This window comes from Sphingomonas sp. BL-S-30 (genome assembly GCF_055521475.1).
In genome coordinates this window covers 1,614,716-1,628,153 of the sequence record NZ_CM145481.1, presented here as the reverse complement: position 1 = coordinate 1,628,153, position 13,438 = coordinate 1,614,716, and the positions used below count along the sequence as shown (strand labels likewise).

At 67.2% G+C, this 13,438-nt stretch carries 13 protein-coding genes; 5 read left to right on the top strand and 8 right to left on the bottom strand.

Annotated elements, in window-relative coordinates:
• Positions 1–3 precede the first annotated feature (3 nt).
• A complete protein-coding gene (locus ACZ1I5_RS07525; protein ID WP_465173918.1) occupies positions 4–882 on the bottom strand; it encodes a hypothetical protein in 879 nt (292 codons plus the stop codon).
• The gene (locus ACZ1I5_RS07520) at positions 879–3,338 is read right to left on the bottom strand and encodes a cyclic nucleotide-binding domain-containing protein (RefSeq protein WP_465173084.1); all 2,460 of its coding nucleotides are present in this window, start codon (positions 3,336–3,338) and stop codon (positions 879–881) included. Before ACZ1I5_RS07520 ends, ACZ1I5_RS07525 begins: the two co-directional genes overlap by 4 nt.
• A gap of 124 nt (positions 3,339–3,462) precedes the next feature.
• Here ACZ1I5_RS07520 and ACZ1I5_RS07515 point away from each other — a divergent pair, with 124 nt between their 5' ends.
• Entirely contained in the window at positions 3,463–4,401 is a 939-nt protein-coding gene (locus ACZ1I5_RS07515; RefSeq protein ID WP_465173083.1) for a tetratricopeptide repeat protein, read from the top strand.
• A 100-nt stretch (positions 4,402–4,501) separates the two neighbouring features.
• On the opposite strand, the gene ACZ1I5_RS07510 is transcribed toward ACZ1I5_RS07515, so the two are convergent.
• Positions 4,502–6,748: a CHASE2 domain-containing protein gene (locus ACZ1I5_RS07510; protein WP_465173082.1), complete on the bottom strand. Its 2,247-nt coding sequence runs from the start codon at positions 6,746–6,748 to the stop codon at positions 4,502–4,504.
• A gap of 74 nt (positions 6,749–6,822) precedes the next feature.
• Entirely contained in the window at positions 6,823–7,224 is a 402-nt protein-coding gene (locus tag ACZ1I5_RS07505; RefSeq protein ID WP_465173081.1) for a (deoxy)nucleoside triphosphate pyrophosphohydrolase, read from the bottom strand.
• Between the two features lie 96 nt (positions 7,225–7,320).
• On the opposite strand from ACZ1I5_RS07505, the gene ACZ1I5_RS07500 reads away from it, so the two are divergent.
• Together ACZ1I5_RS07500 and ACZ1I5_RS07495 are read left to right on the top strand one after the other, a co-directional pair.
• Positions 7,321–7,494 (top strand): Flp family type IVb pilin, encoded by a 174-nt coding sequence (locus ACZ1I5_RS07500; protein WP_465173080.1) that lies wholly within the window; start codon positions 7,321–7,323, stop codon positions 7,492–7,494.
• 127 nt (positions 7,495–7,621) lie between these two features.
• Positions 7,622–7,789 (top strand): Flp family type IVb pilin, encoded by a 168-nt coding sequence (locus ACZ1I5_RS07495; protein ID WP_465173079.1) that lies wholly within the window; start codon positions 7,622–7,624, stop codon positions 7,787–7,789.
• Positions 7,790–7,908: 119 nt separating this feature from the next.
• Here the strand turns inward: ACZ1I5_RS07495 and ACZ1I5_RS07490 are convergent, their stop codons facing one another.
• The 4 genes from ACZ1I5_RS07490 to ACZ1I5_RS07475 are packed head-to-tail and all read right to left on the bottom strand — an operon-like array spanning position 7,909 to position 11,688.
• A complete protein-coding gene (locus ACZ1I5_RS07490; RefSeq protein WP_465173078.1) occupies positions 7,909–8,856 on the bottom strand; it encodes an acetyl-CoA carboxylase carboxyltransferase subunit alpha in 948 nt (315 codons plus the stop codon).
• Between the two features lie 12 nt (positions 8,857–8,868).
• On the bottom strand, positions 8,869–9,786 hold the full coding sequence (locus ACZ1I5_RS07485; RefSeq protein WP_465173077.1) for a tyrosine-type recombinase/integrase: 918 nt from the start codon (positions 9,784–9,786) through the stop codon (positions 8,869–8,871).
• The gene (locus ACZ1I5_RS07480) at positions 9,783–11,570 is read right to left on the bottom strand and encodes a hypothetical protein (protein WP_465173076.1); all 1,788 of its coding nucleotides are present in this window, start codon (positions 11,568–11,570) and stop codon (positions 9,783–9,785) included. Before ACZ1I5_RS07480 ends, ACZ1I5_RS07485 begins: the two co-directional genes overlap by 4 nt.
• Complete coding sequence (locus ACZ1I5_RS07475) at positions 11,551–11,688, bottom strand: hypothetical protein (protein ID WP_465173075.1); 138 nt, start codon at positions 11,686–11,688, stop codon at positions 11,551–11,553. Before ACZ1I5_RS07475 ends, ACZ1I5_RS07480 begins: the two co-directional genes overlap by 20 nt.
• A gap of 99 nt (positions 11,689–11,787) precedes the next feature.
• Here ACZ1I5_RS07475 and ACZ1I5_RS07470 point away from each other — a divergent pair, with 99 nt between their 5' ends.
• On the top strand, positions 11,788–12,327 hold the full coding sequence (locus tag ACZ1I5_RS07470) for a shikimate kinase (RefSeq protein ID WP_465173074.1): 540 nt from the start codon (positions 11,788–11,790) through the stop codon (positions 12,325–12,327).
• On the top strand, positions 12,324–13,433 hold the full coding sequence (aroB, locus tag ACZ1I5_RS07465; protein ID WP_465173073.1) for a 3-dehydroquinate synthase: 1,110 nt from the start codon (positions 12,324–12,326) through the stop codon (positions 13,431–13,433). Before ACZ1I5_RS07470 ends, aroB begins: the two co-directional genes overlap by 4 nt.
• The last annotated feature ends 5 nt before the right edge of the window (positions 13,434–13,438 follow it).

Here is a 13,438-nt window from a genome sequence, read left to right as displayed (position 1 = left end):
CCGTCACCAGTAGAAGAACACGCTGACGATATGCGCGGTGAGCGCGGCGATCAGCGCGAAGGTGAAGGGCACATGCACATAGAGCCAGATCTCCAGCATCGCCTTCAACCGCAAATGCCGCCGGACTTGCGCCAGCATCGCCATTTTGCGGTCGAGCAGGGCATCGACCCGCTCGAGCGGGTCGTCGCCCATATCAGGGCGCGGGCCGGTGCGTTCGCGAATGGTATCGAAGGTGCGTTGCGTGGCGCAGCCCGGGTAACGGCCCGACAGGCGCGCGATCAGGCCGCCGCCGAACGGGTCCTGTTCGAGCGACGTGCGGACGAGGTCGGCCTGGCGCTGGCCGAGCGGCTGGGCGGCGTCGTGGAGCTGGCGGTCGATCGCACGGAGCGCGTCGAGCATTTGCGTCTGAGTCATCTCCTCCCGATTGGTGCTGAGATAGCGTGGAATCGCGGCATAGACGGTGATGCCGTAAAGGCCCGACAGGATCACCAGCAACATCAGCGCGTAAGCGAGGGTGTGCACGTTCCAGCCGAACTGGAAGCCGGTGTGCAGGGTCGCGATGACGATCAGGCTGAGCCCGAGATAGACATGCGCGCTGGTCCAGGCTTTTAACGACCATCGGCCGCTGGTCATCGCGCGTTTGCGCGCGCCGAGCAGGCTGAGCCACAGGATCAGCAGCACGCCGATCGTGCCGAGCGTATAGCCATAGGGCGAGCCGCCATTGGGGCGTGGCGTCACGTCGATCAGGGCATAGCCGAGGATCGCGATCAGGCTGATGGCGAGCGCGATCTTGAGCCAGCGGAAGCTTTTGTGGCGCAGGAATCCCTCGTGCAGCGCGACCTTGCCCGGGCGCGTCGCTCCACCGGAGGCGCGGCTGGCTATGACCGGGTTCCCTGTTCGAGCCGCGCGACGTCGAGGAATTCCTCGGGCGCGACGCGGATCGCGGCGCCGGTCGGGCAGGCACGGACGCAGGCCGGGCCGCCATCGATGCCCGAGCACATGTCGCACTTGATGGCTTTCTTCGGCTTCTCGACGCCCGGTTTGGCGTGTTTGCTGCGCCATTTCTTGGTCGGCTCGCCCGGGCCGGGGCCGATGCCGAGGAACATCCAGCTGAGCAGGCTCGGTTTCTTCGGCGGCACGCTGTCCATGCGGATCACGCCATAGGGGCAGTTGCGCTGGCAATTGCCGCAGCCGATGCAGGTGTCGTCGATCACCACCTCGCCATCGGGCCCGCGATGGATCGCGTTGGGCGGGCAATCGGCCATGCAATGCGGATGCTCGCAATGCCGGCAGCTGGTCGGCACGTGGAGATGGGCATAGGTGCGTCCCGCCTCGCGATCGAGCCGCGACAGGCCCTCATGACTATCGGCACAGGCCTTTTCGCAATTGTCGCAGCCGACGCACAGATTCTCGTCGATCAGCAGCACGTCGGTCGCCTCGCCGATGCCGTTCTCGACCAGGAAGGTCGCGGTCTGCGAATACATGTCGACCACGCCGGAGAAGCTGTCCTTGCGGCTCTCGACAAAGGCGTTGACGTTCTGGCGCTGCGCCATGTCGGCACGGGCCTTTTCGAGCAGGCGCGGCTTGGCCTCCATCAGCCGGCGGAAGGCAGCGCCGGGGAGCTTGATCACTTCGGACTTGATCGCCGCCTTGACCGTCGCGGTGCGCCTGCCGCCGCCGATCAGCGCCATTTCGCCGACATAGGAGCCGGCAGGCAGATAGGAGAGGAAGACCGGTTTGCCGCCGACATTCTTCTCGACGATCATGCTGCCGACACGGATGACGAAGATGTCCTCGCCCGCCTCGCCTTCGGTGATGATCGGCTCGCCAGCGCGCACCGTATGGATTTCCGACGAATCGAGCAGTTCGGCGAGGTCCGTTGAGGTGAGGCCCGAGCCGAACAGCTGAAGCAATTGGCGCTCGACCGAGATGCGCGTCACCGCGCGCTTGGCGGCAGGGACCGATGCCATCAGCTTGAGCGCGGCTGTGCGCGAGACCTCGACCGCGATCATGTCGCTGCCCGCGCGCACCGTGGCGCCGCGGCGGCGGCCGGAGATCAGCCCGACCTCTCCGAAGATCGAGCCCTGTTCGATCGGAACGGTGATCGAGGGATCGTCCCTGTCGACCTGGACCAGCGCGGTGCCCTCGGCGATCGCGAACAGCGAGGAGCCGGGATCGGCGCGTTCGACGATCACCTCGCCCGCCTTGTAGGAGCGCACTTCGGAATCGAGCATGAACTCGCGCATCTGCAGCGGCGACAGGTCGTGGAGGATGGTGATGTTGGCGCGCAGCATCTCCAGCCAGTCGTCGACCGAGCGCTTCGCCTTCAAGCGGGCGAACTTGGCCTGGAGGATCGGCTCGTCAGCGGGTTTCAGGCTGGTGTTGCCGTTGATGAACTCGACGACGTCATAGCCCTGGTTCATGCAATGCTTGATCAGCGGATAGCCGGCGAGCGCGCCGATCACGAAGATGCCGGGCTTGGTCGATTCGAACACGGGCGAGAGCCTGGGAAAAGCCTCGCGGTCGGCGCTGCTGAACTCGATGCCGCAGCTTTCGACAAAGGCGCGGGGTGCGGCCGACCCCATGCGGGCGATGATCCGGTCGCAGCGGATCGTCTCCTGCCCGTCGCGGGTCTCGAGCACCAGCTCGCCCGGGCGCACCTCGGCGGGGGTGGTCTCCAGCCGGATCGAGATGCGCCCCGCATCCGCCGCCTCGTTGAGCAGTTTGACGTTGGCGGCCTTGGACCGGGCGAAATCGGCGGAGCGGTTGAGGATGGTGACGACATTGCCCTGCGCCATATCGGCCGCGAGGCCGAGCGCATTCTCGATGCCCGCATCGCCCGAGCCGACTACGGTGATATGCTCGTCGACATATTCGCCGGGATCGTCGAGCTGATACTGGACGTGCGGCAGGGTAGATCCGGTGCAACGCATCAAATTGGGATTGCCCTGGGTGCCGATCGCCAGCACGATCGTCTCGGCATTGACGGTCGAGCCGTCGGTGAGCGCGATGCGGAAGTCGCCGCGCTCGCCTTCGATCGCCTTCACCTCGCTGCGGTAGCGGACATTGATGCCGAGGCTCGCCGCGAGCTGGTCCCAGATGCCAAGGACGGCCTCGCGCTTGCCCGCGTCGAACTGCATGTCGGAGCGGAGCACGAGCTGGCTGGGCGTCGCCATGACGTGCTTGCCCTTCTGGTATTTGAAGATCGTGTCCGACAGATGGTCGGTCTTTTCCAGCAGGACATGGCTGAGCTTGAGCTGGGCGGCGCGCGCGGCGGCGCTCAGCCCCGCGGGACCCGAGCCGATGATCGCGATGCGGACCCGGTCCGTCACGCACATTCCCCCAAAGCACCCGCCGCGGAGGATGCAGGCCCGTTCAGGATTGCATTTGCCGCTGGCCGGTACACACTAGCATGATGCGCGCTCGGCGCCAGCCTCAACAAGGTAAAGCCAAAGGATAGCGATGGAACCGGGCAAGCAAAAGTCGAGGACCGGACTGATCCTGCTGGTATTCGCGGGGGTGATTCTGGTCGTCGCGATAGGCTGGTCGGTGTTGGGCAGCGGCGGTCTCGAGAAAAAAGGCCCTTCTTCCGTGGCTTCGCCTGCGCTCGGCGGGCCGCCAACACTTGCCGCGATCGAGGAACGGACACGAACGACGCCGAATGATCCTGAGGCATGGCTCGCGCTCGGGCAGGCGCAGACCGATCTCGGCCGCCATGCCGAGGCGGCACAGGCCTATGAGCGCGGCACCCGGATCGCCGCAGGACGCGCCGATCTGTGGTCGGCGCTGGGCGAAGCGCGAGTGATGGCCAGCGCCGACAGCCCGATGCCGGCGCCGGCGCTCGACGCGTTCCGCAAGGCAGCGGCGATCGACCCGAAGGACCCGCGCGCGCGTTATTTCCTGGCGGTGGCGCGCGACCTGGCGGGCGACCACAAAGGCGCGATCAATGACTGGTTCGCCCTGTTGCAGGACACGCCGCCGGGCGCGCCCTGGGAGCGCGACCTGCGCCGGACGATCGAGCAGGTCGGCAAGATCAACGGGATCGACGTGGCCGGCCGGCTGGCGGCAGTGAAGCAGCCGGCGCCGCATCCGCTGGTGCCGGGCAGCGCGACCGCTACGGCGCCGATCCCCGGGCCGAACGCCGAGCAGATGCGCGCCGCCGCCGCGCTGCCGCCGCACGAGCAGGATGCGATGGTGCAGAACATGGTCGCGGGGCTGGAGGCAAAGCTCCAGGCCAATCCGGACAATGTCGATGGCTGGATCATGCTGATGCGCAGCCGGATGACCCTGGGCGAACCGGCCAGGGCAAGCGCGGCGCTGAAGGCGGCGGTGGCGGCCAATCCGGGGGCGACGGCGCGGTTGCAGGCCGAAGCGACGGCGCTCGGGGTACCGGGCGCTTGAAGCGCGGAGATGGGAAAAGGGGTCAGAGGGGAAAAAGGGGTCAGAGTGATTTATCGGTTGCGGGCGGCCGGAAATTCACTCCGACCCCTTTTTTGCGCCCCTATTTCTCGGTCGCCGAGAACACCCCATCCCAAGCCTCACCCGGCGGATTGGCCGCGAAATGGGCGATCCGATCGCGGATCAGCAGATAGAATTTGCGCAGGCCATAGCTGGTCGCGGACCCCTGCCCCGTTTCGGCCAGCGCGTCGGCCTTTGCCCAGTCCTGCGCTCGATAGGCTTCGAGCATGGCCTGATGGCGTAGCGCGAAGTTGCGGAAGCTTGCCTCCTGCTCCAGGCTTTCGTCGCCGAGCAGGGCGAAGATCTCCTCGGGCGCGTCACGGCCGACGACGCGGACATGATCGAGTGCGACGATGGCGAACTGGGGCAGATGGCGACGCAGGTCCTCGCCGATCGCGATCTGCACGCCGTAATATTTGGTCAGCCCCTCGATGCGCGAGGCGAGATTCACCGTGTCGCCGATCAGCGAATAATTGAGCCGCTGCGCCGAGCCCATATTGCCGACGCAGCAGGGCCCGGCGTTGAGGCCGATGCCGATGCAAACCTCGCCCGGCCATACGCCCCCGGTCTGGCCGCGCATCGCGAGATTGATCTCGCGCAGCCGCCTGGTCATGCCGAGCGCGCCGCGGGCGGCATTGGCATATTGATCGGGGTCGTCGAGCGGGGCGTTCCAGAAAGCCAGCACCGCATCGCCGATGAACTTGTCGATCGTCGCCTTGCGGGCGAGCAGGATGTCGCACATCGGCGTCAGGAACGCGATCAGGAACTGGATGATCTCCTGCGGAGTCAGCTTCTCCGACAGCCTGGAGAAGCCGCGGATGTCGCAGAACAGCACGGTCATCTCGCGCTCCTCGCCGCCAAGCTCGAGGCTGCCGGGATCGGCGACGATGCGCTTCACCATGTCGGGCGAGAGATAGCGGTCGAACGCCTGGTGAATGTACGCGCGCTGCCGTTCCTCCCGGTAATAGGTCAGCGCCGTCTCGATGACATAGACCAGGGTAAGGCCGAGCACCGGCCAGGTCGGATCGAGCAGCAGCTGGTCGCGGCTGAACGCCATCCAGCTGCCGCCGGCCAGGCCTCCCACCATCACCATGCCGAGGACCGCGCCGCGCGTCGCGCCCAGCCAGGGCAACGAGAAAGCCATGACCAGGCCGAGGACGAGCAGTGCCGCGCGCTCGGCACCCCGCGCCCAGTCGGGCTGGCGCAGGAAGCTCTTCGTGATGATCTGCTCGAGCGCCTGGGCATGGATCACCACGCCCAGCTCCGTCTCGGCGAGCGGAGTCGATTTCAGGTCGTAGAGGCCCTGCGCGCTGGTACCGACAAAGACCACCTGCCCCGCGAAGTTGCGCTGCATCTCGGCCGCCGACATCCGGCCCGTCATGACCTTCCACGCCGGCACGATCCGTTCGGGATGCGGCGCCGTGTAATACATTACGAGCTGGCCTGACCGAGTCGTCGGCACCTCCGAATCGCCGACCTTGAGCGACACGACGTTCGGGCCGCCGCTTCCCAATTCGCCGCTGGCATCGCTGGATTTCACGATCACCGACTGAGTCCGATAGGCAGTGCGGAGCGCCTCGAGCGAGAGCGCGGGCAGCAGCTGGCCGTTCTGAGTCGAGATCAACGGCGCCTTGCGCACGATGCCGTCGCTATCGGGTGGCAGGCTGACGAAACCCAGGCCGGCGGCCGCGTCGCGCAGCACGGGCAATGGCTGGATCGCGCCCGTATAGGTCGCCTTGCCAGTGCTCGGCGGCGAGCCGGCAACCGCGAAGCCCATCTTCGGCTCGACCTGACCGCCCTTCTTCTCGCCGGTCAGGAAAAAGGCCAGCGCGACGGTCGACTTCCTGAAGGTATCGGCGAGCACGGCATCATTGTCGGGCAGCGTGTCGAGCGCCGCGACGACTCGCGCATCGCCGCCCTGCCGCTTCACGCGCTCGGCCAGCTGAGTCGGCGAGGTGCGGTCGGGTTCCGAAAAGACGATGTCGAAGGCCACCGTGGCGGCGCCGGCATCGGTCAGGCGCCTGGTCAGCTCAGCAATGTCAGTGCGGGGCCAAGGCCATTGGCCCAGCCGGCGCAGGGTCTCGTCATCGATATCGACGATACGGACGCCGGCATCCTGCCAGGGTCGCGGCTTGGCGCGCTGATAACTGTCGAACAGCAAGGACCCGATTCGGTCGATCGCCGGCACCCCGACCATCTGCAGGCCCAGCATGACCGCGAGCACGGCAAGCCCGGGCAGAATCACCCAGGCCTTTGCCCGCAGGCCCTTGAGCAAAGGCCGTCCCGCCATTCTCCCTCCCCCGGGGGTTCGCCCGCCTGTGTGTATCACAGAATACGGATCGGCCCCAGTTTCGGACGCCTTGCTCAGACCAGCGCCATCAGCCGCCCAATCAGCGGCAGGTCAGCGGGCGGCATGTCGAGATCGTGCAATGCCTCCGGCAAGCACCATAAAAGTTCCTCCGCATGCAGCGCGCGCGGCGTGCCGTGCCAGGCGCGGCAGATATAGAGCAGCAGCAGCAGATGACGGCCGGCAAGGGGCTCGCTGGCGAAGGCGGCGGGTTCGAGCTGAGCCGGGTTCACGACGATGCCCAGTTCCTCGGCGAGTTCGCGGATGAGTGCCGCTTCCGGCGTCTCGTTCGGCTCGACCTTGCCGCCGGGGAACTCCCAAAGGCCCGCCATCATCTTGCCCATGGGCCGCTTCTGCACCAGCACCCGGCCTTCACGATCGATCAGCGCCACCGCGACGACCGGAAAAAGCCCTGCCATGACAACATCTTCCATGGCCTTCGCCATTCATTAACGCTCCTACATTAACGTTCGGGGGATTTTTCCAGCCGGGACCAACCATCAATGGCGCGCAACATGATCAGGAAGCTGGTGAAGAACCGCAAGGGCGCCACCGCAATCGAATATGGCCTGATCGCGGCGCTCGTCGTCATCACCATGATCGCGTCCTTCACCCAGGTCGCGCGGACCACGACCGACATGTGGGGCAACGTCAACACGAAAATGGAAAACGCGCGCTCGGGCCGCTGACCGGCCCCGTAAAATTTCCTGGAGCGGCTTAAATGTTTCTCAACCTTGCGATTCTAGTTTGAGCTTGCTGGCCCGGTTCACCGGATCAGCCGGGTACTGAAGCTTTAGACCATTGGAGACCGGAATCATGCAGACCATCCGCAAGTTCATCAAGAACAGCAAGGGCGCCACCGCAATCGAATACGGCCTGATCGCCGCACTGATCGCCGTCGCCGCGATCGCCGCGATGCAGGGCCTGGGCAACCAGCTGCGCACCACCTTCGAGAACGTCTCGTCGAACATGAAGGCTTCGTAAGCTCTTACCAGCTTGACGAAATGGGGGCGGCGGAACTTCGGTTCCGCCGCCCTTTTCGTGGTGCCATCGAAAATATACTTCTTTCCTTCAGCTCCCGCTCGCGGAAAGAGGGGGGGATTTTAGAGCCTGCCGATCGCCAGGAATTTGTCGCGTCGCCCACGGCGCAGCTGATCGGCACCCTGATTGCCCAATTCAGCCAACGCGCCATCGAGCGCATCGCCCAGGCTGGCGATGGCAAGCGCGGGATCGCGGTGCGCGCCGCCCAGCGGCTCGGGCACGATCGTGTCGATCACGCCCAGTTCCTTCAGGTCCTGCGCCGTCACCTTCATCGCCTCGGCCGCCTCGGCCGCCTTGTCGGCGGTGCGCCACAGGATCGAGGCACAGCCCTCGGGCGAGATCACTGAATAGACCGCGTGCTCGAACATCAGCACCTTGTTGCCGGCGGCGAGCGCGATCGCGCCGCCCGAGCCGCCCTCCCCCACCACCGCCGAGATCAGCGGCACACCGAGCGCGAGGCATTGTTCGGTCGAGCGGGCGATGGCTTCGGCCTGGCCGCGTTCCTCGGCCTGGACGCCGGGAAAGGCACCCGAGGTATCGACCAGAGTCAGCACGGGCAGGCCGAACCGGTCAGCGAGCTGCATCAGGCGAATCGCCTTGCGATAGCCCTCGGGCTTGCCCATGCCGAAATTGTGGCGGAGGCGGCTGGCGGTGTCGTCGCCCTTTTCATGGCCGATCACCATGACCTTGCGCCCGCGGAAGTTCGCGAAGCCGCCGAGGATCGCCTGATCGTCGCCGAACGCGCGGTCTCCGGCGAGCAGCATGAAATCGTCGAACAGCCCGGCGACATAGTCCTTGAAGTGCGGGCGCTCGCCGTGACGAGCGACCAGCGTCTTCTGCCAGGGCGTCAGCCGGGAATAGGTGTCGCGCAGGAGCTTGTCGGATTTCGCCTGGAGCCGGGCGACCTCCGAATCGATATCGACCGCGCCATCGGCTGCGGTCTCACGGAGTTGGTCGATCCGGCCCTGGAGCTCGGCGATCGGTTTCTCGAAATCGAGGAAGCTTGCCATCGGCCGCGTCGGTTAGGCCCCGCGCCTCTTCACGTCAACGAGGGGATGGCGGGTGTTAACCAACTCTACCAGCCGACTGGCATCGACATGGGTATAGATTTCCGTCGTGGCGATATCGGCATGGCCCAGCATCGACTGAAGCGCGCGCAGATCGGCGCCGCCCGCGAGCAGATGAGTCGCAAAGGCATGGCGCAGGACGTGAGGGCTGACCCGGTCGGGCGGGATGCCCGCCTCCGCCGCGAGCCCCTTGAGCAGCTGGTAGAGCCGAACGCGCGACAGGAAGCTCTTGCCCGAGGGGAAGAGCCACGGGCGATCGGTCGCGACATGAGCGCGCCACGCCGCCACCGCGGCACGGGCGCGATCCGAGATCGGCACCAGCCGTTCGCGACCGCCCTTGCCGCGCAGGATGAGATAGGGGCGATCGGGCGCTATCGCGTTGCGCGGGAGCGAGACCAGTTCCGTGGCGCGCAGGCCCGAGCCGTAGAGCAGCTCGACCAGCGCGGAGAGCCGGAGATCGTTGGGATCGGGCGGCACGCGCTCGATCCGCTCAGCGATCGCCGCGAACAGCCGGTCGACATCGTCATGACCGAGCACCTTGGGCAAAGCGCGCTGCGCCCCCGGCCGGGGCAAGGCGGCGCCGGGATCGTCGGTGCGGTGGCCTTCATCGGCAAGAAAGGCGAAGAAACGGCGAAGCGCGGCCGATTTGCGCGCGACGCTCGATCGGGACAGATCGAGCCACTGATCACCGAGACGGGCGAGATCGGCCGCCGAGGCGGCCGCGAGACCGCCCGCCAGGAAGGAGGACGCAAGCGCCAGGTCGCTGCGATAGGCAGCGATGGTGTTCTTCGCGGCCCCGGCCTCGGCGGCCATCATCTCGAGGAAGCGCTCGATCAGCGCTCGGTCGCTGCCCGGGCCGGGCGTGCCGGTCAAAGCCGCGCCAGCGCCTCGGCGGCGATCATCCGTGCCTCCGCCTCGAGCCCCACCACCCTCAGCGCGGTGACGATATGATAGAGCGCCTCGGGCGGCACGCCCCGCCACAGCCGGGTCTGCATGCCGACCGCGGCCAGCAGCAGCACCGTTCCGGGCTCACGCCCGCGCGCGGCACGGCTGAGCGCGCGAGTCCAGGCATTGTCGACCCCGATCGCCACATCGAGCGAGCGCGCACCGCGCTCCACGTCGTCCGCCGACAGGCGGCCCAGCCCCGCCATGCCGGCGAAGAACAGGCGCTTCTTCAGGCCGCTCGACTCGCCAGCACCCGCGTAGCGGTTGACGTCCGACCAGCTCGACGAGGCCGATGCCGGATCGGCCAGGGCAAGCATCGCCCAGGCATCGCCGCCGGCAGGCACGCTCGCCCGCCAGCGCATCGCACCACGATCGATTCCGGCCGTGAGCATCGAGGCGACGATACGGTCGGCGTCAGCGCCCTGCGTGCCGGCGGGGATCCGCGCCGCGGCGCGCGCGGTCAGGATCAGGCGAGCGAAACGCGCGTCCGCCGTCTTCGGCTGATCCCAGAGCTGCTTCAGCGCGTCGAGCCGGCCCTGCATGTCGGCCGCGGAATAGGCGCTGCGCAGATCCCGGGCGACGCCATTCTCGGCTGAGGACTGATCGTCCTCGTCGATCTCGCCGTAGAGGTCGACCAGCGCCGCATTCGAGAAGACGCCGCGCACCGCGGCCTGCTCGGCGGGCGCCGCGCGCATGCGGGCCACCAGCACAGGGGATTGCGCGCGCCACGCCTGGACGTTGGGGGAGACGGTGGCGAACAAGGCTTCGGGGATCTCGACCGCCGTCGCGCTGGCGAGGCCGTAGCGCCACGCGGTAAGGCGATCGACACTGTCCCATTCGATCGTCACCGCCTGCTGCCCGCGCGCGCCGGTGCCGGCGACCTTCTGGGCCAGGAACAGGTCGATTCCGTTGACGAGACCGTTGTTGCGCGCCGCCTTCATCAGTGCCTCGGCCTTGCGCGGTTCGCCAGCGAGACCGGCACAGATTGCCTGCGCCACGACCCAGGCGCGCTCGCGGCGCAGCTGGGCGCCGCCGTCAGCGACTGGACACAGGGCGCCGGGATCGCCCGTCGCCAGCGCGGCCTGCATCGCGATTTCGTAGAGTTTGGGCGTGAAGTTGTCGCCATCGACGCTCTGCACCACGCCGCGTGCCGCGACCGATTCGCCCATGCGCAGCAACAGCCAGGCGCGCTCGGCGGCGAAATCGGCGCCGTTGATGCCGCGCGGCGTGTCGACGCGCGAGACCAGCGCGCGCCTGAGGGCAATCGACAGCCAGCGCGACGCGATCGGCACATCGAGACGGCGCATCAGCGTTTCGAGATAAGGACCATCGGCATTGCCGAAGGCGCGCGGCGTCAGGCCCCCGCCATCGGGACCGACCGGGCCGACCGATGCCAGCGACCGGCGCGCATAATCGGGCATGTCGTAGCGCGCGAGCAATGCCGGATCGACCGGCGCGGGAACACCCGGCGTGGCGGACGGTGTCGGACTTGGTGTGACACCGTCCTCCGGCGTCAGCGTCGTCGCCGCAGGGCGCGGCGTGGCAGACCCCGAAGGCGTGGCCGCGGGGGTCGGCGCGGGCGCCGCGACGGGATCGCCGAAGCCGGGCGGCAACAGCGATTCGGGCTTGTCCTGACCCAGCGCGGGAAGCCCCACGCCGACAAGTACCGCGGCGATCGCGCCGAGCGCGACGCTAGTTCGAGAGATTCGCAAGCGGCACTACCTTCTCGACGCGGGTCAGCGGCTTTTCGTTCGTACGCCCGGCCAGGAAAAACAGGCCCCCGACCACGACGACCAGGATGACGATGAGCGCTATCAGCGAACGGGACATGAGCTAACCTTGTACAGACGCGTTATGACGGACGTGAGAAAATCTACTGCGCGCGGCCTTTTGCCCGAGACGCGGGCTCGCTGTATAGCCCCCGCTTCCATGTTGCAAAGACACACCCCTCTCCCGGACTGGACCGGCCAGCCGATTGTCCTCGTCGGGCTGATGGGTGCCGGCAAGTCTACCGTCGGCCGTCGCCTGGCGGCGCGCCTGCGCCTGCCCTTTGTCGACGCCGATTCGGAGATCGAGGCCGCCGCCGGCATGTCGATCACCGAGATCTTCGAGCGATTCGGCGAAGCGCATTTCCGCGACGGCGAACGGCGCGTGATCGCCCGGCTGATCGACGGCACACCGAAGGTGATCGCGACGGGCGGCGGCGCGTTCATCAACGACGACACCCGCACCCTGATCCTGAACCAGGCGCTGGCGATCTGGCTCGACGCGAATCCCGCCGTGCTGGCCGACCGGGTGGGGCGCCGCGACACGCGGCCATTGCTGCGCAATCGGGATCCGCGCCAGGTGCTCGATGAACTGGCCAAGATCCGCAATCCGATCTACGCGCTCGCCCATATCCGCGTGCCGAGCCATCACGCGCCGCACGAATCGACCGTGAACTCGATCCTGAAAGCCCTGCGCTTATGACCAGCATCACCGTTTCCCTCGGCGCGCGCAGCTATGAGGTGGTGATCGAGGACGGGGTGCTGGCACGGTCGGGAGAGCGCCTCGCGCCTTTGTCGCGCGGACGGACCATGGCGATCGTCACCGACGAAAATGTCCTGCCGCATCTCGCCACGCTGCAAACGTCCCTGACCAAAGCGGGCGTGGCGAGCGAGGCGATCGTGCTGGCGCCGGGCGAAGGCTCGAAGAGCTGGGCGACGCTCGAGCAGCTTACGGACCGGCTGCTCGACCTTGGCGTGGAGCGGGGCGACCATGTGATCGCGCTGGGCGGCGGCGTGATCGGCGATCTGGTCGGCTTCGCCACCGCGATCGTCAAGCGTGGCTGCGGTTTCGTGCAGATCCCGACCACCTTGCTGGCGCAGGTCGATTCCTCGGTCGGCGGCAAGACGGCGATCAATGCGCGCGCCGGCAAGAACCTGGTCGGGGCCTTCCATCAGCCGGCCGTGGTGCTGATCGACCCGCAGGTGCTCGATACGCTGCCGCTGCGCCAGGTCCGCGCGGGATATGCCGAAGTGGTGAAATATGGGCTGATCGACGATTTCGCCTTTTTCGAATGGTGCGAGGCCAATGCGGCGGCGCTGCTCGCCGGCGACCCGGCGGCGCGCGAACATGCCATTGCTCATTCGGTCGCGGCCAAGGCGCGCATCGTCGCCGCCGACGAGCGCGAGACGACCGGCGTCCGCGCGTTGCTCAATCTCGGCCACACCTTCGGCCATGCGCTCGAAGCGGAGGCCGGTTTCTCGGACCGGCTGCTGCATGGCGAGGCAGTCGCGGCGGGCATGGCGCTGGCGTTCGACTATTCGGCGGCAAGGGGCCTCGCGCCGGGCCAGGACGCGGAACGGGTAGCGGCGCATCTTCGCGCGGTCGGCCTGCCCGACAGCGTCGCGGCGGCCGGCATTAGCGCCGACAGCGACACGCTGGTCGGGCACATGCTCCACGACAAGAAGATGGATGCGGGCACCCTGCCCTTCCTGCTCGCGCGCGGGATCGGCCGGACTTTTCTCGACAAATCGGTGGACCTGAAGGACGTCGCTGCGTTCCTCGATGCGGACGCGGGCCGGGCCGGATGAGCACG